The 20138-nt window shown below is 71.0% G+C and carries 19 protein-coding genes and 1 pseudogene; 14 read left to right on the forward strand and 6 right to left on the reverse strand.

From position 1 onward, the window contains the following. Nucleotides 1–83 precede the first annotated feature (83 nt). Nucleotides 84–839, forward strand: a complete 756-nt coding sequence (locus OG272_RS14310; RefSeq protein WP_326583124.1) for a potassium channel family protein — start codon at nt 84–86, stop codon at nt 837–839. 176 nt (nt 840–1015) lie between these two features. Here OG272_RS14310 and OG272_RS14315 read toward each other — a convergent pair whose 3' ends face one another. Both OG272_RS14315 and OG272_RS14320 read right to left on the reverse strand, forming a co-directional pair. After that, the gene (locus OG272_RS14315; protein ID WP_327729950.1) at nt 1016–1321 is read right to left on the reverse strand and encodes a small hydrophobic protein; all 306 of its coding nucleotides are present in this window, start codon (nt 1319–1321) and stop codon (nt 1016–1018) included. Nucleotides 1322–1707: 386 nt separating this feature from the next. Next, nucleotides 1708–3355 (reverse strand): annotated as a pseudogene (locus tag OG272_RS14320) (MFS transporter); the annotation flags it as partial. A gap of 100 nt (nt 3356–3455) precedes the next feature. Between OG272_RS14320 and OG272_RS14325 the strand changes: the two are divergent. The 3 genes from OG272_RS14325 to OG272_RS14335 all read left to right on the forward strand — a co-directional run bounded on the left by OG272_RS14325 (nt 3456) and on the right by OG272_RS14335 (nt 6381). Beyond that, entirely contained in the window at nt 3456–4127 is a 672-nt protein-coding gene (locus tag OG272_RS14325) for a TetR family transcriptional regulator (RefSeq protein WP_326583121.1), read from the forward strand. Between the two features lie 115 nt (nt 4128–4242). Further along, nucleotides 4243–5451, forward strand: a complete 1209-nt coding sequence (locus OG272_RS14330; RefSeq protein WP_326583120.1) for an alpha/beta hydrolase — start codon at nt 4243–4245, stop codon at nt 5449–5451. Nucleotides 5452–5526: 75 nt separating this feature from the next. Next, on the forward strand, nt 5527–6381 hold the full coding sequence (locus tag OG272_RS14335) for a DUF4429 domain-containing protein (RefSeq protein WP_326583119.1): 855 nt from the start codon (nt 5527–5529) through the stop codon (nt 6379–6381). A gap of 186 nt (nt 6382–6567) precedes the next feature. Here OG272_RS14335 and OG272_RS14340 read toward each other — a convergent pair whose 3' ends face one another. Both OG272_RS14340 and OG272_RS14345 read right to left on the reverse strand, forming a co-directional pair. Next, nucleotides 6568–7581: an aldo/keto reductase gene (locus OG272_RS14340; RefSeq protein ID WP_405893530.1), complete on the reverse strand. Its 1014-nt coding sequence runs from the start codon at nt 7579–7581 to the stop codon at nt 6568–6570. After that, nucleotides 7578–8072: a MerR family transcriptional regulator gene (locus OG272_RS14345; RefSeq protein ID WP_405893531.1), complete on the reverse strand. Its 495-nt coding sequence runs from the start codon at nt 8070–8072 to the stop codon at nt 7578–7580. Before OG272_RS14345 ends, OG272_RS14340 begins: the two co-directional genes overlap by 4 nt. Nucleotides 8073–8168: 96 nt before the next feature. On the opposite strand from OG272_RS14345, the gene OG272_RS14350 reads away from it, so the two are divergent. The 3 genes from OG272_RS14350 to OG272_RS14360 all read left to right on the forward strand — a co-directional run bounded on the left by OG272_RS14350 (nt 8169) and on the right by OG272_RS14360 (nt 11508). Then, nucleotides 8169–8645 carry a GNAT family N-acetyltransferase gene (locus OG272_RS14350; protein ID WP_328507333.1) on the forward strand — a complete coding sequence of 159 codons (477 nt, stop codon included), beginning with the start codon at nt 8169–8171 and terminating at the stop codon, nt 8643–8645. 19 nt (nt 8646–8664) lie between these two features. Then, nucleotides 8665–9492, forward strand: coding sequence for a serine hydrolase domain-containing protein (locus OG272_RS14355; protein WP_326583116.1), 828 nt, complete (start codon nt 8665–8667; stop codon nt 9490–9492). 126 nt (nt 9493–9618) lie between these two features. Continuing rightward, nucleotides 9619–11508, forward strand: coding sequence for a protein kinase domain-containing protein (locus tag OG272_RS14360; RefSeq protein ID WP_405893533.1), 1890 nt, complete (start codon nt 9619–9621; stop codon nt 11506–11508). Nucleotides 11509–11515: 7 nt separating this feature from the next. Here the strand turns inward: OG272_RS14360 and OG272_RS14365 are convergent, their stop codons facing one another. Continuing rightward, entirely contained in the window at nt 11516–12175 is a 660-nt protein-coding gene (locus OG272_RS14365; protein WP_405896022.1) for a pirin family protein, read from the reverse strand. Between the two features lie 173 nt (nt 12176–12348). Between OG272_RS14365 and fasR the strand changes: the two genes are divergently transcribed. From fasR to fabF, 5 genes are all read left to right on the forward strand, one after another. Further along, nucleotides 12349–13551 (forward strand): fatty acid biosynthesis transcriptional regulator FasR, encoded by a 1203-nt coding sequence (gene fasR / locus OG272_RS14370; RefSeq protein ID WP_326583114.1) that lies wholly within the window; start codon nt 12349–12351, stop codon nt 13549–13551. An 89-nt stretch (nt 13552–13640) separates the two neighbouring features. After that, nucleotides 13641–14555, forward strand: coding sequence for an ACP S-malonyltransferase (locus tag OG272_RS14375; RefSeq protein ID WP_326583113.1), 915 nt, complete (start codon nt 13641–13643; stop codon nt 14553–14555). 13 nt (nt 14556–14568) lie between these two features. Beyond that, complete coding sequence (locus tag OG272_RS14380; RefSeq protein WP_326583112.1) at nt 14569–15600, forward strand: ketoacyl-ACP synthase III; 1032 nt, start codon at nt 14569–14571, stop codon at nt 15598–15600. A 102-nt stretch (nt 15601–15702) separates the two neighbouring features. Next, nucleotides 15703–15951 (forward strand): acyl carrier protein, encoded by a 249-nt coding sequence (locus OG272_RS14385; RefSeq protein WP_152168415.1) that lies wholly within the window; start codon nt 15703–15705, stop codon nt 15949–15951. 102 nt (nt 15952–16053) lie between these two features. Further along, the gene (gene fabF / locus OG272_RS14390; protein WP_327729940.1) at nt 16054–17325 is read left to right on the forward strand and encodes a beta-ketoacyl-ACP synthase II; all 1272 of its coding nucleotides are present in this window, start codon (nt 16054–16056) and stop codon (nt 17323–17325) included. Between the two features lie 73 nt (nt 17326–17398). On the opposite strand, the gene OG272_RS14395 is transcribed toward fabF, so the two are convergent. Then, nucleotides 17399–17893 (reverse strand): DUF3145 domain-containing protein, encoded by a 495-nt coding sequence (locus OG272_RS14395; protein ID WP_326583110.1) that lies wholly within the window; start codon nt 17891–17893, stop codon nt 17399–17401. A gap of 285 nt (nt 17894–18178) precedes the next feature. Here OG272_RS14395 and OG272_RS14400 point away from each other — a divergent pair, with 285 nt between their 5' ends. Both OG272_RS14400 and OG272_RS14405 read left to right on the forward strand, forming a co-directional pair. Next, nucleotides 18179–19078 (forward strand): SGNH/GDSL hydrolase family protein, encoded by a 900-nt coding sequence (locus OG272_RS14400; protein WP_326583109.1) that lies wholly within the window; start codon nt 18179–18181, stop codon nt 19076–19078. A gap of 63 nt (nt 19079–19141) precedes the next feature. After that, complete coding sequence (locus OG272_RS14405) at nt 19142–20137, forward strand: aldose epimerase family protein (protein ID WP_405893534.1); 996 nt, start codon at nt 19142–19144, stop codon at nt 20135–20137. The last annotated feature ends 1 nt before the right edge of the window (nt 20138 follow it).

Here is a 20138-nt window from a genome sequence, read left to right on the forward strand (position 1 = left end):
CGAGTTGTTCACAACGGCCGGCGGTGTCAAGGGGTGGTGAACCGGTGGGTTCACCACCCCTCCACGTTTTCTACGATGCCGCCATGAAACAGCTATCGGTCTCGGCGCAGGTGCGTTGGGAACAGCAGACTCAGCGGCCGCTGTTCGGCCTGGCCCTGGTGTTCGCCGTCGCGTACGCCGTGCCGATCGTCCGGCCGGACGCGAGCGACCAGGTGGTGTGGTGGTGCGAGGCCGCCGAGTGGGTGGTGTGGGCCGCGTTCGCGCTCGACTACGTCGTCCGGCTGGCGCTCACCGAGCAGCGCCGGGAGTTCGTGCGGACCCGGTGGCTGGACCTGGCGGCCGTGCTGCTGCCGATCATCCAGCCGCTGCGGCTGCTGCGGGTCGTGGCGACGTTGCTGCTCGTGGGGCAGCGGGCGCGGATGGCCTCGCAGATACGGCTCACGACGTACGTCGGCGGGGCGGTCGTCGGGCTGTTGATGTTCGGGTCGCTGGCGGTGCTGTCCGTGGAGCGGGACGCTCCCGGCGGGAACATCGACACGCTGGACGACGCCGTGTGGTGGTCGTTCACGACGATGACGACGGTGGGGTACGGCGACCATGCGCCGACGACCGGGCTGGGGCGGGTGTTGGCCGTGGGGCTGATGCTGTCCGGGATCGCGTTGCTGGGTGTGGTGACGGCGAACATCGCGGCGTGGTTCATAGCGCGGTTCGAGAAGGACGACGCGGAGGAGCGGCGGCAGACGGCGGCGATAACGGAGCTGGCGGAGGAGGTTCGGTTGCTGCGGGCGGAGGTGGCGTCCTTGCGGTCTTCCGGGGCTGTGCCCGAGCAGCGCCGATGACCGTAGGAGCGGCAGCGCGTCGGCGGGTGCGGGTTCGTCGTGGCTTGTCGCGCAGTTCCCCGCGCCCTTGAAAGATCCGGGCGAGCCCGGCGCTTTCAGGGGCGCGGGGAACTGCGGGAGCAAGTCCACACAACCCGCACCCGCCGACGTGTCCCGAGTCTTCTCTCACCCCGGGGTCAGAAGAAGCCGGCTCCCGGCGTGGCCGTGCCCGCCAGCCAGATGATGGCCAGGACGGTGTCGATGGCACCCAGAACGACCGCGACGATCGCGGGGACGGGGCGGGCGCCGGACCAGGTGCGGTTCATGGCCAGCCAGCCGCAGAGGATCGCTACCGGGCCGAGGATGATGCCCAGCACGAAGAATCCCGCGACCGCGCAGATGACTCCGATGATCCCGAGGGTCGCGCGATCCGGCCCGCTCCGTGACCACGTCCGGCCACGTGATCGGGGGTGCCTGCGCGTACCGTGTCCGAAGCCCGCCATCGTCAACAACTCCCTGAACCTCGCGGTCAGTTCGAGTACATGACGGCGAGTACCCCGGCAGTGTGGTTGAAACCAGGGAGAGTTGTCGGACTTGTCCGCGGCGCGCTGTCCCCCTCCGGCCAGCGCGCCGCGGACCGACGGTCCGCTCCCCTGTGTCGTACGGCCCTGCCGTACGGAGGACTTGACCCACTTCGGCCCCTCCCCCCACCGTGGCGGGAGGATTCCTGGCTCACGCTGCTCGGCCGCTCAGCGAGCGGCCGAGTCCTACGCGATCGACACCAGCCGGGTTGGCACCGGCCCGGTCGCCCCACTGTGGCCCGGGGCGCCCACCCGGTACGAGCGATCTTTAGCCTTGTCACCCTGATAGGCGAACGCGGGCGCAAACCCGCGCGTGAAGCAGTGGCGGAGCTGTCAGATGTGCGCCGCTCCGGCGCCCGCCTCCGCGTTCTCGCCGCGCTTGGTCAGGAACGCCACGAGGACGGCGATCGCGGCGACGCCGGCGGCGACGAGGGACGCCAGGCTCATGCCGGACATGAACGTGTCGTGCGCGACGGTGGTGATCTTCGCGGCGATCTCCGTCGTGCCCTCGGCCATCGGGGGGACACCGACCTGGACGGCCTCGGAGGCCTGGCCGAGCTGGACCTCGGTGAGCGGCGGGAGACCGGCGTCCGTCCAGTTGCCCGGCAGGTCACTGTCGACCTTGGAGGCCATCACGGCCCCCAGCACGGCCGTACCGAGGCTGCCGCCGATCTGCATCGCGGCCTGCTGGAGACCGCCGGCGACACCGGACAGCTCCAGGGGCGCGTTGCCGACGATGACCTCGGTGGCGCCGACCATCACCGGGGCGAGGCCGAGACCGAGGAGCGCGAACCAGAGGGACATCAGGGCGCTGCCGGTGTCGGTCTCCAGCGTCGACATGCCGTACATGGCGATCGCGGTGAGCGCCATGCCGCCGGCCAGCGGGATGCGGGGTCCGGCCTTGGTGATCAGCGCGCCGGCCAGCGGCGAGCCGACGATCATCATGCCGGTGAGCGGAAGGAGGTGTAGACCCGCGTCGATGGGGCTCATGCCGTGCACGTTCTGGAGGTAGAACGTCACGAAGAACAGGCCGCCCATGAAGGCGATGGCCATCAGGACCATCAGGACGACACCCGCCGACAGCGGCACGGAACGGAAGAGGCCCAGCGGGATCAGCGGCTCCTTCACCTTCGTCTCCCAGAAGGCGAAGAGGGCGAAGAGGGCGATGGAGGCGACCAGGAAGGTCCAGGTCAGGCCGTCGCCCCAGCCCCACTCCGGGGCCTTGATGAGGGCCCAGACCAGGCAGAACATGGCCCCGGACAGCAGGGCGATGCCGAGGACGTCGAAGGAGCGCGGGGCGTTCTCGGCGCGGTGGTCCAGCAGAATCCAGGCGCCCAGCGCCACGGCGAGGACGCCGACGGGGACGTTGATCCAGAACACGGACTGCCAGCTGACGTTCTCCACGAGGAAGCCGCCGAGGATCGGGCCGCCCGCGGTGGAGGCGCCGATGACCATGCCCCAGATGCCGATCGCCATGTTCAGCTTCTCGGCGGGGAAGGTGGCGCGCAGCAGGCCGAGCGCGGCCGGCATCAGCAGTGCGCCGAACAGGCCCTGGAAGACGCGGAAGACCACCACGAAGGCGACCGAGTCCGACAGGCCGATGGCCCCGGAGGCGGCGGCGAAGCCGACCACGCCTATGAGGAAGGTCTGGCGGTGGCCGAAGCGGTCGCCCAGCTTGCCCGCGGTGATGAGGGTGACCGCCAGCGCGAGGAAGTACGCGTTGGTGATCCACTGGACCTCGGCGAAGCTCGCCTTGAGGTCGTCCGCGATGACCGGGTTGGCGATCGCCACGATGGTGCCGTCGAGGGCGACCATCATGACGCCGACGGCCACGGTGAGGAGGGTGAACCAGGGGTGGCCGCGCAGGCCCCGGCCCTGGTTCGTCGTCGGGTCCGACGGGACGACTGGCGCCTTGTCCCCCGGTCCCGTCTTGTCGACAGTGGTCTGACTAGTCATACGCGCGAGACTAATGACAGCCACTGACAGTTGACAAACCAGTTCACAAGTCGGTAACTGTCACGTCACTCGCCGCAGGGGCGGGTGGAGACGAGGGTTCATGGAGACGGCGGCCACGGCGGCGACGACCGAGGAGCGGCCCGGACTGCGCGCACGGAAGAAGCAGCGCACCCACGACGCACTGCTGCGGGCGGCCCTGGAGCTGTTCACGACCCAGGGGTATGAGGCGACGACGGTCGACGAGATCGCCGAGGCCGTCGACGTCTCGCAGCGCACCTTCTTCCGCTACTTCGCGGGCAAGGAGGAGGCCGCCCTCGCGGTCATCGACCTCACCCAGGAGCACTTCCTGGCGGCCGTGCGCGCCCGGCCCGCGGACGAGGCCCCGCTGGAGGCGATGCGCAACGCCGTCCTGGAGGGCTGGGACGCCATCGGCGAGGCCGTCGAGCAGGTCGTTCCCGTCGACCTCTATCTGCGGGCGTACGGCATGGTCGAGTCGACGCCCGCACTGCTGGCCGCGCATCTGCGCCGCGCGGACGAGGTGGCGCGGGAGATGGAGCGGATCGTCGCCGAGCGCGAGGGACTCGACGTCGACACCGACGCCCGGCCGCGCGTGGCGGTGGCCGTCTTCGGCGGTGTGATGAGAGTCACTGAGCGCATGTGGGCCCTGGGGGGCGATCTCAGCATGGAGGCGATGCGGGAACTGACGACCGCACACCTGGACGCCGTACGGCCCTCGTTGGCCGAGAAGTGGCGTACTGGCCGAAACGCTTAGGGAACGGCATCATCGGGATCTTCTCTGCGCACCGCACGGAACGGGCGTGATCGAAACGTGATCCCTCTCACTCGGTTAACGCGAGACCCTTCCGTTCTCTTAGTGTGTCCTTTCAGTGACTTCCTTCGACTCCTCCCCGCAACTGAACGTCTGGCGCGCACTGCTGGCGCTGGCCGTGGTTTTCGTGATGCTGGCGACCACCGGCTGGACCGCGATCCGCAGCCATCGAGAGGAGTCGCCGCTGCAGGCGTCGCTCTCCGCGTGGCGGCACGGGCACCTCGGCGGCCGCGAACTGCCGGACGTCGACTCGTCCCCGCACCGCCTGGCCGCCTTCTTCGCCTCGCTCACCGCCCCTCAGCGCACCGGGCTCGCCCATCGCTATCCGCTCGCCGTCGGCAACATGAACGGTGCCCCCGTCGAGCTGCGTTACCGGGCCAACCGCATCGCGCTGAAACAGCAGAGCAGGCGTGAGCGCACACGCATGCACGACCAGCGGCTGTCCGAGACCGGCCGGTACGAGGCCGGCCGCCGGATGCACCGCTTCGACATGCTGGCCGTGAAGAAGCGGCACATCCTCGCCTTCGACCCCGACGGCAACGGCCGGGTCGCCGAGGTCTTCGGCAGCCTCGACAAGGCCGAGCGCGTCTCGGTCGTCGTCCCCGGCGTCGACACCAACGTCATCAACTTCCAGCGCACCAAGCGCCGGTACTCCGCGCCCGTCGGCATGGCCAAGTCGCTCTACAAGGCGGAGCGCTCGGCGAGCCCCGGCACGCGGACGGCCGTGATCGCCTGGGCCGACTACACCGCGCCCGACGGCCTCGGCCTCGACTCGGCCACCGCGCTCCGCGCCGAACAGGGCTCGGTCCGGCTGAACGCGCTGGTGCGGGGCCTGCCCGGCCGTTCCACCGTCGCGCTGGTGTGCCACAGCTACGGCTCCGTGGTGTGCGGGGTCGCCGCGCCCTCGCTGCCGTCGCGGGTCACCGACATCGCGGTCGCGGGCAGCCCCGGCATGCGTGCCGAGACGGTCGGGCAGCTGCGGACGGCGGCCCGGGTGTGGGCGATGCGGGACGCCGACGACTGGGTCCAGGACGTGCCCTATCTGGAGGTCGGCGGGCTCGGCCACGGCGCCGACCCGGTCTCCTCGGAGTTCGGGGCGCGCATCCTGTCGGCGGCCGACGCCCAGGGACACAGCGGCTATTTCGAGCCCGGCACCGAGAGCCTGTACAACTTCGCCGACATCGGCATCGGCGCGTACGAGTCGGTGCGGTGTGCGCGGGAGGACGACGCGTGTCTGGCGGGTCTGTCCGACAGCGCTGCGGCCTGACGCGCGTAGAGGAGGGTAAAAGTGCGGTTCGCCTCGGTCGGGACTTCCCCGCGTCGCCCGCATACGATGAGCCGCATGGGTGACGTACTGGCCGGATTTCATGCCGCCTGGGAGTTCGAGTCCGACTCCGTGCTCATCCGCTTCGAACGGGGGATTCGTACGCCGAAGCTCTTCCAGGCACTCGGTGAGCGGCGCGTCCCCCTGGAGGCGATCGCGGGGGTTTCACTGACACCCGGGAAGCGGGGCACCGTCGTACTGCGTGTCGTGCCGCGACCGGGCGCCGATCCGTTGATGGAGGCGGCGGCGGACCAGCTCAAGGAGGGGTCCGACCCGTACCGGCTGGTGCTGCCGGCCGAGCGGGAGACGCTCGCGGAGTACTACGCCGACGAGCTGCGGGCACGGTTGACCGAGTCGGGGCCCGCCGATCGTTTCCTGGTGGCGGCGCCGGAAGTGCCGTTGCAGTTCAAGGCGTACGACGGGAAGGCGTCGTTCGACGGGCGGTCCGTGTCGTTCCGGTGGTCCTGGACGGGGGCGTCGTCGGCGAAGTGGAAGGCCGGGGACCAGAGTTTCCCGGTCGGTGCCCTGAGCGGGGTCGAGTGGCGGTCGCCGGAGGTGTTCGAGGGGTATCTGCGGTTGGTGCGACGCGATGCCGCCGGTGAGCAGCCGCCTCAGCCCGACCATGATCCCGCCGCCGTGGTGTTCGGGCTGGGCTATGGGCCGGTGCACGAGTCGTTGCCGTTCGCCGCGGCTGTGCTGGCGGCGGTTCGCTCCGCGGGGCCCGTGGGTGTGGCTGCGGTCGAGGCCGGGCCCCGGCGGGATCCGGCCGACATCGCCGACCGGATCCGGCATCTTGGGGAGTTGCACGAGGCGGGGCTGGTGACGGACGAGGAGTTCAGTGTGAAGAAGGCGGAGTTGTTGGCCGAGCTGTAGCTACTCGCCGTCCGGGGATGGCGTCGCTGCCGGGTGCGGGTCCGTCGTGGCTGGTCGCGCCCACGCGGCGGAGCCGCATCGACACAGGCCCGCGCCCCTGAAAGCAAAAGCCCTCGCCGCCCCTGACTGAACAGTCCGCGTCGCCCCTGCTGAACACTTCGCCTCGCCCCGTCTGAAGGCTCCGCCCTACTCCCTTCCTGCCGACGTGAACCCCATGTCCGCGTACCGGTCGCCCGCCACCTGTGCCGCTATCGGTTCCAGCAGGGCCAGGTCGTCCTCGGTCAGGGAGATCCTCGTGGCCTCCGCGTTCTCCTCCACCCTGGACGGCCTGCGGGTGCCCGGGATGGGGACGACCGGCAGGTCGTGGACGGCGGACCGCTGCTGGACCCAGGCCAGGGCGATCTGGCCCGGGGTGGCGTCGTGGGCCTCGGCGACCTTGCGGACGGGGGCCAGGAGGACCGCGTTGGCGGCTGCGTTGTCGCCGGTGAAGCGGGGCTGCTGGCGGCGGAAGTCGTCGGCGGTGAGGTCTTCGGCCTTGGCGAAGGAGCCGGTGAGGAAGCCTCGGCCGAGGGGGGAGTAGGCGACGAGCGTGACGTCGAGATCGCGGGCCGTGGGGACGACGTTCGGCTCGATGTCACGGCTGAAGAGGGACCACTCGGACTGCAGGGCGGCGATGGGGTGCACGGCGTGGGCCGTGCGGAGTTCGGCGGCCGTGACCTCGCTCAGGCCCAGCTGCTTGACCTTGCCCTCGCGGACCAGCTCGGCCATGACGCCGACGGTCTCCTCGATGGGGACGCTCACGTCGCGGCGGTGCATGTAGTAGAGGTCGATCACGTCGACGTCGAGGCGGCGCAGGCTCCCCTCGACGGACTCGCGGATGTACGCCGCGTCGTTGCGGATGATCCGCTTGGTCGGGTCGTCGGGGTCGATCGCCAGGCCGAACTTGGTGGCGATGACGACCTCGTCGCGGTGCGCCTTGAAGAAGGGGGAGAGGAACTTCTCGTTCTCCCCGGCGCCGTACGCGTGCGCCGTGTCGTAGAGCGTGACGCCCAGTTCCAGCGCGCGCTCCAGGGTGGCCCTGGACTCCTGCGCGTCCGAGGGGCCGTACGCGAAGCTCATGCCCATGCAGCCGAGGCCCTGCCTGCCGACCTCCGGCCCGTCGGTGCCCAGCCGTGTCCTCGCGATCCTGCCGTCCGTCATGAGGCCCTCTCCGACGCCAGGGCCTGCCCGGCGTCAGCGTAGAAATTGATCTTCCGGTCGAGCACGTTCAGGGTGTCCTGGAGTTCGGCGATCCGGGACAGGACGTCCTGCCTGGTCGCCTTGAGCAGTTCGAAGCGCTCGGTGTAGGTGTGGTCGCCCTCGCGGACGAGCTTGGCGTACCGGACCATGTCGGCGACCGGCATACCGGTCAGCCGGAGCTTGCCGACCAGGTCGAGCCAGTCGAGGTCACGGTTGCGGTAGCGGCGCTGGCCGGTGTGGGAGCGGTCGATGTGCGGCATCAGCCCGATCCGCTCGTACCAGCGCAGCGTGTGCGCCGTCAGACCGGTGAGGTCGACGACCTCGCTGATCGTGTACAGGTCCTGCCCGTCCGGCCGCCGCGGCTTCAGCGGCGGGCCCGCGCAACTGTCGGTACTGGCGGCACTCGTGGCACTCGTGGCACTCGTCGTACTCGTGGTCTCCATCACCGTCATGACCACCACGCTAAAACCTTGGAGTGCACTCCAAGCAAGCGAATCCGGTGAGAAATCATGAGGACGTGACGTGATCCCGCTGGTTAGCGTGCGGGCATGAGTCTCGTACGGCGGGCCGCGGCCGAGGACGCGGCGGAAGTGCTCCGGCTGCGCCAGGTGATGATCGACTCGATGGCGAGCGGGGGGCCCGGCGGCTCCACCGACTGGCACGCCGAGTCCCTGCCCACACTACGCCGCCGACTCGCCGATTCCGACGGGGAGTTCGCGGCCTTCGTCGCCGACCATCCGGAGCGGCCGGGCGCGCTCGCCGCCCTGGTGGTGGGGACGATCGAGTACCGGATCGGGCGGGCGAACAACCCGCGCGGCGCGGTCGGGCACGTCTTCAGCGTGGCCACCGACCCGGAGTGCCGGCGCCGGGGCCACGCCCGCGCCTGCATGGAGGCCCTGGTCGACTGGTTCCGGGAGCGCGGTGTCGGATACGTCCATCTGACCGCTTCCACCGAGGCCGAGCCGCTGTACGAGTCGATGGGTTTCCGGCGCAGGTCCGACCCCTTGATGCAGCTGGACCTCTGAGCCGCTTAGGCTCGTGGCCATGTCTCTGCAGAGCCTCGCCTTGATCGAGAACTGGCCGGTTCCCACGGCGGCCGCGGCCGTCGTCCGGGCGGACGGCACCGTCCTCGGGACCCACGGGCCGCTCGGCCGGCGGTTCGCGCTGGCCTCGGTCACCAAGCCGCTCGCCGCGTACGCCGTCCTGGTGGCGTACGAGGAGGGGGCGATCGAGCTGGACGAGGCGGCGGGGCCGGCGGGGTCGACCGTGCGGCATCTGCTGGCGCACACCTCGGGGCTGGCCTTCGACGAGCACCGGGTGACGGCGCCGCCCGGGGAGCGGCGGCTGTACTCCAACGCCGGGTTCGAGGTGCTCGGGGACCATGTGGCCAAGGCGGCGGACATCCCGTTCGCGGAGTACGCGCGGCAGGCGGTGCTGGAACCGCTGGGGATGACGTCCACCTCCCTCGACGGTTCCCCCGCGAAGGACGGCGTCTCGACCGTCGACGACCTGGTGCGGTTCGCCGCCGAGGTGCAGGCACCCCGGCTGCTGGACCCGCGGACCGTCGCGGCGGCGATGACCGTGCAGTACCCGGGCACGAAGGGCGTCCTGCCGGGCTACGGGCACCAGAACCCCAACGACTGGGGGCTCGGCTTCGAGATCCGGGACTCCAAGGCACCGCACTGGACGGGCACTTCGTCGTCGCCGCGTACCTTCGGGCACTTCGGGCAGTCGGGGACCTTCCTGTGGATCGACCCCGTCGCCGGGCTGGCGTGTGTCGCGCTGACGGACCGGGCGTTCGGGCCGTGGGCGGTCGGGGCCTGGACCCCGTTCACGGACGCTGTGCTTGCGGAGGTCGGGAACGGTGCCTGATTCGTGAAGGAAGCGACAACTCTTCGACGGAAGGCGCGGGTGCCCGGTCCGATCGGCCCCGGGCACCGCTCCGTCGGCTAACCTCCCCCGTGCACAACAGCCGCACAGCTTTCGGGGGGTAGAACCATGGGCGAGGTTCGCGCGGGCGGGCAGTTCCGGCCGTTGGAGGCCGGTGACCCGACGACCGTGGCGAGCTACCGGCTCGCGGCACGGCTCGGCTCGGGCGGCATGGGCACCGTGTACCTGTCGTACACCCCGGGCGGGCACCCGATCGCGTTGAAGACGATCCGGCCCGAGCTGAGCGAGGACCCCGAGTTCCGCCGCCGGTTCCAGCAGGAGGTGCGGGCCGCCCAGCGCGTGCAGGGCCTGTACACCGCGCCCGTCCTCGACCACGACACCGAGGGCACGCAGCCGTGGCTGGCCACCGCCTACGTGCCCGGCCCGTCGCTGCACGCGGCGGTCGCCGAGCACGGTGCGCTGCCGCTGAACTCGGTCCTGCTGCTGCTCGCCGGGGTCGCGGAGGCGCTCTCGGTCATCCACGGCGCGGGCATCGTCCACCGCGATTTGAAGCCCTCCAACGTGTTGCTCGCCGCCGACGGGCCCCGTGTCATCGACTTCGGCATCGCGCGCGCCGCCGACGCCACCGCCCTGACCGGCACCGGCGTGTCCATCGGCACGCCGGCCTTCATGTCGCCGGAGCAGGCGGCCGGGAAGCCGGTCACGCCCGCGTCGGACATCTTCGCGCTCGGCCAGGTGGCCGCGTTCGCGGCACGCGGGTCCGGCGCGTACGGCGACGGCCCCTCGCACGCCGTGCTGTACCGGATCGTCCACGAGGAGCCCGACCTGAGCGGTCTCGCCGACGAACTCCGGTTCATCGAGCGCTGTCTGGCCAAGGACCCGGCGGACCGCCCCTCCCCCGCGGAGGTCGTCGCGCTCTGCCAGGAGGCGTCGCCCACCCCGCTGGTGCAGTCGGGCTCCTGGCTGCCGGAGGCGATCGGCGCCGACATCACCCGGCGGGTCTCGGCCTCGGCGGAGCTGCTGGCCGAGCGGAACAAGGCCGCGGAGGCCCCGACCTCGGCGACCCTGCCCCCGCCGCCCACCGCACCGGTGACCCAGCTGAGTTCGCCGTCCGTGGACCACGGCGCGCAGACGATCTTCGCGGCGCCGACGACGCACTCCGGGCCGACGACCCCGCCCCCGCCGGGCCCGGCCGGGCCGCCGTCGACGCCGTACGCTCCGCAGTCGGGGCCGCACACGGTGCCGACCGGGCACCAGGCGCCGTACCCGCAGCAGGCGCCGTACCCGCAGCCGGGGGCGTGGCAGCAGCCGTACCCCCAGGGACATCCCCAGGGACATGCGCAGGGCCATCCCCGTCCGCTGCCCCTTCCTCCGCCGCGCCGCAGCAACGTCGGCAAGTGGATCGGGATCGGCGTCGCGGCGGTGTTCGGTCTGGGGCTGCTCGGCAGCTGCGCGTCGCTGGTGAAGGGCCTCACGGATTCGTCGAGCGGCTCGTCGAGCAGTTCCTCCGGCGGCACGTCGACGGGTTCGGGCGGCAGTTCCGCCGAGTCCTCCGAGTCCGAGCCGAAGGCCGACCCCAAGCCGGTCACGTTCAAGGGCATCAACATCCCCGGCGACTACTACGTGCGCTTCGCGGACTCCCCGCCCAAGCCCCTCGACAGCGACGTCGGCGGGGCGTACGAGGACGACGGGGACTTCTACTACTACTCGGACTCGCTGTTGGGTGAGAAGCGGCTGGGCAGCAGCAGCCAGAAGCTCGTCCTGCTGAACAACACCCAGAAGGGCTCCCTCGAAACCTGCCGGAACGAGACCCGGTACTCGGACTACGTCAAGATCGGCCAGGTGGCCAAGGGCTCCCAGATGTGTGTGCGCACCGACTCCGGCCACATCGGCCTGGTCACCTTCCAGGGGTCGGCTCCGAGTGGCGACCCCAGTGACTACGTCTCCGTGGACATCACGGTGTGGCGCAACGCGGAGGAGCCGACCACCGACAACTGACGGTCCGTCACTCGCCGAGCTCCCAGACCAGCACCTCCACCGGGGCGGTGACGGCGACCAGTTCGAGGCCCTTCTCCTCCTCGGCCCGCACGGAGTCCCCGGGCTCCAGCTCGTGCGGCCCGAGCCGCACGGCACCCCGTACGACGTGCACGTACGCCCGCGCCGCGTCCGGCACGGCGGTCCGCTCCCCCGCCGTGCCCAGCCGCCGGACGTGCAGCATGGCGCCGGCCTCGGGAACGGCGTACGGGGTGGAGTCGGCGATGCCGCGGACGATCTCGTACGCGGGGTCGCCGCCCGGGTCCAGCGGGGCCAGCCACATCTGCACGAAGGTCAGCGGCTCGGAGCCGTCGTTGCGCTCGACGTGCCGTACGCCGCCCGCCGAGCTGAGCCGCTGGACGTCGCCGGGGCGGACGACCGTCTCGTGGCCGGTGGTGTCGCGGTGGGTCAGCTCGCCCTCGACGACCCAGGTGACGATCTCGGTGTGGCTGTGCGGATGCTCGTCGAACCCCGCGCCGGGAGCGAGCCGCTCCTCGTTGCAGGCGATCACCGCGCCGAAGCGGAGATTGTCGGGGTCGTAGTGCGCCCCGAAGGAGAACGCGTGCAACGAGGCGATCCCGGCCTCCCGATCCCCACCGGCATAGCGCGTACCGGCACGCCGCAGCTCCATCACGCACCCACGGTATCCCCAGAGTGGGGCGTTCGAGGACGAGGCCGTCCAGGCCCGAAAGCGGGGGTCCGGGGGCGGCAGCCCCTGGCAGACACGCGCCCCCGGGCAGACGCGCACCCCCGGCCCACACACCCACGGCGCAGCCGAGCGCAGCGATAAGGCAGTCTTGTCCCGTGCCCGAACCCGAAACCAGCAGGCCCGAATCCGCACCGTCCGTCCACGCGCACGTCGCGACCTTGAAGCGGCTGGAGAAGTCGTCCGGAAGTCTCGCCGCGCAGGCCATCGCGCGGATGGACGAGACGCTGCCCTGGTACCGGGCGATGCCGCCGGAGAACCGGTCGTGGATCGGACTGGTCGCCCAGGCCGGTATCGCCGCGTTCACGGAGTGGTTCCGGCGTCCGGACGCCCCGCAGGCCATCTCGACGGACGTGTTCGGAACCGCGCCGCGTGAACTGACCCGGGCGATCACGCTCCGGCAGACCGTGGAGATGGTGCGCACGACCATCGAGGTCATGGAGTCCGCCATCGACGAGGTGGCCGCCCCCGGCGACGAGAGCGTGCTCCGCGAGGCCCTGCTCGTCTACGCGCGGGAGATCGCCTTCGCGACCGCACAGGTGTACGCGCAGGCCGCCGAGGCACGCGGCGCCTGGGACGCCCGCCTGGAGTCCCTGGTGGTGAACGCGGTACTCAGCGGCGAGGCCGACGAAGGCGCGGTGAGCAGGGCCGCCGCGCTCGGCTGGAACTCGCCGGACCATGTCTGCGTGGTACTCGGCACCGCCCCGGACGGCGACAGCGAGCTGACCGTGGAGGCCATCCGGCGTGCGGCCCGGCACGCCAAGCTCCAGGTGCTCACCGGTGTGCTGGGCGACCGGCTGGTGGTGATCGCCGGTGGCGACAACGAACCGTTGCAGGTCGCGAAGTCGCTGATCGGCCCGTATGCGGCGGGGCCGGTGGTGGCGGGGCCGATCGTGCCCGACCTGCTGGCCGCGACCCGGTCCGCGCAGGCGGCGGCCGCGGGACTGAAGGCCTGCTCGGCGTGGCAGGACGCGCCGCGCCCCGTTCTGGCGGACGATCTGCTTCCGGAGCGCGCGATCGCGGGCGACCCCAGTGCGCGCGAGCAACTGGTGGAGGAGATCTACAGACCGCTGGAGGAGGCCGGCTCGGCTCTCCTGGAGACGCTCAGCGTCTATCTGGAACAGGCCTCAAGTCTTGAGGGCGCGGCCCGGATGCTGTTCGTCCATCCCAACACCGTGCGCTACCGGCTCCGACGTGTGACTGACGTCACCGGCTGGTCGCCCTCCGATGTACGCTCTGCCTTCACCTTGCGGATCGCGCTGATCCTGGGGCGTCTGGTGGATGGGGATCTCCAGCTCTAGGGTTTTGTCGGAGAGCTACAAAACCCCCTCGTGTTCTTCGTCCCTGTCCTCACGGGCGGCGTGAGCCGTCCCCAAGAGAGAGTGTGAGAGTGCTCGTACTCGTCGCTCCCGGCCAGGGCGCCCAGACGCCCGGCTTCCTGACTCCTTGGCTCGACCTCCCCGGTGCCGCCGACCGTCTCGGCGCGTGGTCGGACGCCATCGGACTGGACCTCGCCCACTACGGCACCGAGGCCGACGCCGACGCGATCCGCGACACCGCCGTGGCCCAGCCGCTGCTCGTGGCGGCCGGACTGCTGTCCGCCGCCGCCCTCGGAGACGTCGCGCCCGGCGCGGTCGCCGGCCACAGCGTCGGCGAGATCACCGCCGCCGCGTTCGCCGGTGTCCTCGACGACACGGCCGCGCTGACCCTCGTCCGCACGCGGGGCCTGGCCATGGCCGAGGCCGCCGCGGTCACCGAGACCGGTATGTCGGCGCTGCTCGGCGGCGACCCCGAGGTGACGATCCCGCACCTGGAGCGGCTGGGGCTCACCCCGGCGAACGTGAACGGCGCGGGCCAGATCGTCGCCGCCGGCACCCTGGAGCAGCTGGCCGCCCTGGAGGCGGACAAGCCCGAGGGCGTGCGGCGCGTGGTCGCCCTCAAGGTCGCCGGCGCCTTCCACACACACCACATGGCCCCCGCCGTCGACACCCTCGCCAAGGCCGCCGAGGAGCTGTCGCCCGGGGACCCCACGGTCACCTACGTCTCGAACAAGGACGGGCAGGCCGTCGCCACCGGCGCCGAGGTGCTCTCCCGTCTCGTCGGTCAGGTCGCCAACCCGGTCCGCTGGGACCTGTGCATGGAGACCTTCAAGGAGCTGGGCGTGACCGCGCTCGTGGAGGTGTGCCCCGGCGGCACGCTCACCGGTCTCGCCAAGCGCGCGCTGCCGGGCGTGCCGACGGTGGCGCTCAAGACTCCCGACGACCTCGACGCCGCTCGCGCCCTCATCGCCGAGCACCTGAACTAGGAGCCCTGGAGCTATGTCGAAGATCAGGCCGAGCAAGGGTGCCCCGTACGCGCGCATCCTCGGCGTGGGCGGTTACCGCCCGGTCCGGGTGGTGCCCAACGACGTGATCCTGGAGAAGATCGACTCGTCCGACGAGTGGATCCGCTCCCGCTCCGGCATCGAGACCCGGCACTGGGCGAACGACGAGGAGACCGTCGCGGCCATGTCGATCGAGGCGTCCGGCAAGGCGATCGCCGACGCCGGGATCTCCGCCGAGCAGATCGGCGCGGTCGTCGTCTCGACCGTCTCGCACTTCAGCCAGACCCCGGCCGTCGCCACCGAGATCGCCGACAAGCTCGGCACGGCCAAGGCCGCCGCCTTCGACATCTCGGCCGGCTGCGCGGGCTTCGGCTACGGCCTGACGCTCGCCAAGGGCATGGTCGTCGAGGGCTCGGCGGAGTACGTCCTCGTCATCGGTGTCGAACGCCTGTCGGACCTGACCGATCTGGAGGACCGGGCCACGGCCTTCCTCTTCGGTGACGGCGCCGGCGCGGTCGTCGTGGGCCCCTCCGAGGAGCCGCACATCGGCCCGACGGTGTGGGGTTCCGAGGGCGACAAGTCCCAGACGATCAAGCAGACGGTGCCGTGGAACGAGTTCCGGATCGGCGACGTCGACAAACTCCCGCTCGACAGCGAGGGCAACGTCAAGTTCCCCGCGATCACGCAGGAGGGCCAGGCGGTGTTCCGCTGGGCCGTGTTCGAGATGGCGAAGGTCGCTCAGCAGGCGCTGGACGCGGCCGGGATCAGCTCGGACGACCTGGACGTCTTCATTCCCCACCAGGCCAACGAGCGGATCATCGACTCGATGGTGAAGACACTCAAACTGCCGGAGCACGTCACGGTCGCGCGTGACGTACGCACCACCGGCAACACCTCGGCCGCCTCGATCCCGCTCGCGATGGAGCGGCTCCTGGCGACCGGCGAGGCGAAGAGCGGCGACACCGCGCTCGTCATCGGCTTCGGGGCGGGTCTCGTGTACGCCGCGACGGTCGTTACCCTCCCCTAGGCACCGCTTCGGATCTTGTGGTCCGGCGCGGGAAAAACGCACCACCTGCCGCTGACGCGGCGGGCCGCCAACCCTCTGGAAATCTACGAAGGAGCGCCTCACATGGCCGCCACTCAGGAAGAGATCGTCGCCGGTCTCGCCGACATCGTGAACGAGATCGCCGGCATCCCGGTCGAGGACGTCCAGCTGGACAAGTCCTTCACCGACGACCTGGACGTCGACTCCCTGTCCATGGTCGAGGTCGTCGTCGCCGCCGAAGAGCGCTTCGACGTCAAGATCCCGGACGACGACGTCAAGAACCTCAAGACGGTCGGCGACGCGACCGAGTACATCCTCAAGAACCAGGGCTGATCCGGCGGATCGGGTCCGGCCCGGTCCTTGCGGAGCAGTCCGTTTGCCCCGCCACCCGGCGGTGGCGCCGCTGAATCCTCGTAACCGTTGGAGAAAATTCCCGTGAACTCGACCAATCGCACCGTGGTCGTCACCGGTATCGGCGCAACCACACCGCTGGGTGGCGACGCGACTTCCACCTGGGAAGGGCTGATCGCCGGCAAGTCCGGTGTCGGACCCCTGGAACAGGAGTGGGCCGCCGACCAGGCGGTCCGTATCGCCGCACAGATCGCCGTGGAGCCGTCCGAGGTCATTCCCAGGCCGCAGGCCCGCCGTCTGGACCGCTCGGCGCAGTTCGCGCTGATCGCGGCCAAGGAGGCGTGGGCCGACGCCGGTTACACGGAGACCTCGGCCGACGAGGGCGCCGTCGACGCGGACCGTGTCGGCGCGGTCATCGCCTCCGGCATCGGCGGTGTGACCACACTGCTCGACCAGTACGACGTGCTGAAGGAGAAGGGCGTACGCCGCGTCTCCCCGCACACCGTGCCCATGCTGATGCCCAACGGCCCGTCCGCCAACGTCGGTCTGTACGTCGGCGCGCGCGCCGGTGTGCACACCCCGGTCTCCGCCTGTGCGTCGGGCGCCGAGGCCATCGGCTACGCCATCGAGATGATCCGCACCGGCCGCGCCGACGTCGTGATCGCCGGTGGTACCGAGGCCGCCATCCACCCGCTGCCGATCGCCGCGTTCGGCAACATGATGGCGATGTCCAAGAACAACGACGACCCGCAGGGCGCCTCCCGTCCGTACGACACCGGCCGTGACGGCTTCGTCCTCGGCGAGGGTGCCGGTGTCGTCGTCCTGGAGTCGGCCGAGCACGCGGCGGCGCGGGGTGCCCGGGTCTACGCCGAGGCCGTGGGCCAGGGCATCTCCGCCGACGGCCACGACATCGTGCAGCCGGAGCCGGAGGGGCGCGGGATCGCCCACGCCCTGCAGAACCTGCTCGACCGTACCGACCTGGACCCGGCGGAGATCGTGCACGTCAACGCGCACGGGACGTCGACGCCGGCCGGTGACATCGCCGAGCTGAAGGCGCTGCGGAAGGTGTTCGGTGACGACACCGACCACTTCGCGGTGTCCGCGACGAAGTCCATGACCGGGCACCTGCTCGGTGGGGCCGGCGGTGTGGAGACGGTGGCGACGGTGCTCGCGCTGTACCACCGGGTGGCTCCGCCGACGATCAATGTGAACGACCTCGACCCCGAGGCCGAGGCCAACGCCGACATCGTGCGGGGCGAGGCCCGCAAGCTGCCGGTCGAGGGCCGCATCGCCGCGCTGAACGACTCGTTCGGCTTCGGCGGGCACAACGTGGTGCTGGCGTTCCGGACGGTCTGACGCCGTCGTAGTCGTACGAACGTGTAGGGCCCCCACCGGACGGTGGGGGCCCTACACGTGTGCCGAGCGGCCGTCACACCACCTGGTGCAGCCAGCGCACCGGGGCGCCCTCGCCCGCGTAGCGGAACGGCTCCAACTCGTCGTCCCAGGGCTTGCCCAGGAGTTTGGCGATCTCGGCCTCGAGGTCGGTCTCGCCGCGCTGGGAGCGGGTCAGGGCGGCGCGCAGGCGGTCCTCGGGGATGAGGATGTCGCCGTGGATGCCGGTGACGGCGTGGAAGATGCCGAGGTCGGGGGTGCAGCTGTAGCGCTCGCCCTCGGCGGTGACGCAGGGCTCGGCGGTGACCTCGAAGCGGAGGAGGTGCCAGCCGCGCAGCGCGGACGCGAGCTTGGAGGCGGTGCCGGCCTGGCCCTGCCAGGAGAACTCGGAGCGCCAGGTGCCCGGGGCGGCCGGCTGGCGGATCCAGTCGAGGTTCACGCGTGTCCCGAGAACACCCGCGACGGCCCACTCGACGTGCGGGCACAGCGCACGCGGCGCGGAGTGCACGTACAGGACTCCACGTGTCGTCACCGGGGCCTCCACAGGGCAGGGCATCTTGCGATTCGACGGATCGGCAGTGGCAGGGCGGCCACGGGGCGAGGCTACCGTGCGGCGGGGTAAGGAGTGTGACGTACCGTCGGAGCCAGCGCCGGGAAGAACTCGGGTTTCACCCGAGGGGACGCCTGTGCGGTACGGAACGGTTGCACCTTTCGCCGCACCGTTCTCTCCGTTCTCGTCGGGCTTCCGTGTCGGGAACTCTCGCGCGTTGTCATGGGTGGGAACTTGCACGTGTAGGACCGACGAGGGGACCAGGGGATGCGGAAGCGACGCCACCGTTCGAGGGCGGTGTTCGGCGTGGCCTTAACGGCGGTCCTGCTGGCCGTGACCGGCTGCGACGCCACCGGTGGCGACTCCCCCGGCCCCGAGGGCACGGGGCCGAAGGCCAGGCCCTCCGCGTCGCCCACCCCCGCCTGGGACAGCACCCCCGAGTCGCTGGCGGCCGTCGGCGACTCCATCACCCGTGGCTTCGACGCGTGCAAGGTGCTCTCCGACTGCCCCGAGGTGTCCTGGGCGACCGGCGGCGACGCCTCGGTCGACAGTCTCGCGGTACGGCTGCTGGGCGCGGCCGGAGCGGCCCAGCGCAGCTGGAACTACGCGGTGACCGGGGCCCGGATGGCCGACCTGCCGAGCCAGGTGGCGCGGGCGGTGCCCCGTAGGCCCGAGCTGGTCACGGTGATGATCGGCGCGAACGACGCGTGCCGCGCGACCGCCGCGGACATGACCCCGGTCGCCGACTTCCGCGCCGACTTCGAGGACGCGATGGCGACCCTGCGGGACAGCCTGCCCAAGACCCAGGTGTTCGTGGCGAGCGTGCCGGACCTGAAGCGGCTGTGGTCCCAGGGCCGTTCGAACCCGGTCGGCAAGCAGGTCTGGAAGCTGGGCATCTGCCCGTCCATGCTGGCCGACCCCGACCTCCTCACCACGGCGGCCGGCCAGCGGCGCGACGCCGTCCAGGACCGGGTGGAGGCGTACAACGACGTCCTGCGCGAGGTGTGCGAGAAGGACCGCCACTGCCGGTACGACGGGGACGCCGTCTTCGACTACCGCTTCGGGCAGACCCAGCTCAGCCAGTGGGACTGGTTCCATCCGAGCGTGAACGGGCAGGCCCGGCTGGCGGAGATCGCCTACCGGATCGTCAGCGCGGAGGAGTCGTGACCTGGGGTTCTGTCGTGACGTCTGCCGTGACCTGGGGTCATTCCGTGGCCTAGGGTTTCGCTCATGAGCGAACTTTTCGGCACACTTTCCGACGGCACGCCCGTTCACCGCTGGACGCTGGAGCGGGGCGGCACCCGGGTGCGGATCCTGACGTACGGCGGGATCGTGCAGTCCGTCGAGGTCCCCGGCCGTGACCGGCGGCCGGCGGACGTGGTGCTGGGGTTCGCCGACCTCGACGGCTACCTCCGCCATCAGGGGCCGTTCTTCGGGGCGCTCATCGGCCGGTACGCCAACCGGATCGCCCGGGGGCGGTTCACCCTCGACGGGCACACGTACGAGCTGGAGTGCAACAACCCGCCGAACGCGCTGCACGGTGGTCCGCGCGGCTACGACAAGCGGGTGTGGGACGCGGAGGCCGTCGACATCGCGGGCGCGGCCGGCGTACGGCTGTCGCGGGTGAGTCCGGACGGGGAGGAGGGCTTCCCGGGGCGGCTGGAGGTCTCCGCCACGTACACGCTGGACGTGGACGGGAGTGCGCTGCGGATCGCGTACGAGGCGGTCACCGACGCGCCGACCGTCGTGAACCTCACCAACCACTCGTACTGGAACCTCGCGGGGGCCACCGCCGGGAGTGCGGGCGGGCATGAGCTGCGGATCGCCGCGTCGCGGGTGACGCCGGTGGACGCGGATCTGATTCCGACGGGTGAACTGGCGCAGGTGGAGGGGACTCGGTTCGACTTCCGGGCGGCCCGGAAGGTGGGGGCCGGGTACGACCACAACTTCGTGCTCGACAAGGGGGTCACGGAAGCCGCCGAGGTGGTGGCCGAGCTGTGGGAGCCGGGGTCGGGGCGGGTGTTGACGGTGGCGACCACCGAGCCGGGGATGCAGCTTTATACGGCGGATCACTTGGAGGGTCCGTTCGGGCCGGGGGACGGGATCGCCCTGGAGACCCAGCACTTTCCCGATGCGCCGAACCGGCCGCGGTTTCCGAGTACGGAGCTGCGGCCGGGGGCGGTGTATCGGTCGGAGACGGTTTATGGGTTCGGGGTGCGTTCGTAGT

The organism is Streptomyces sp. NBC_00104 (genome assembly GCF_045160825.1).
Taxonomy (GTDB): domain Bacteria; phylum Actinomycetota; class Actinomycetes; order Streptomycetales; family Streptomycetaceae; genus Streptomyces.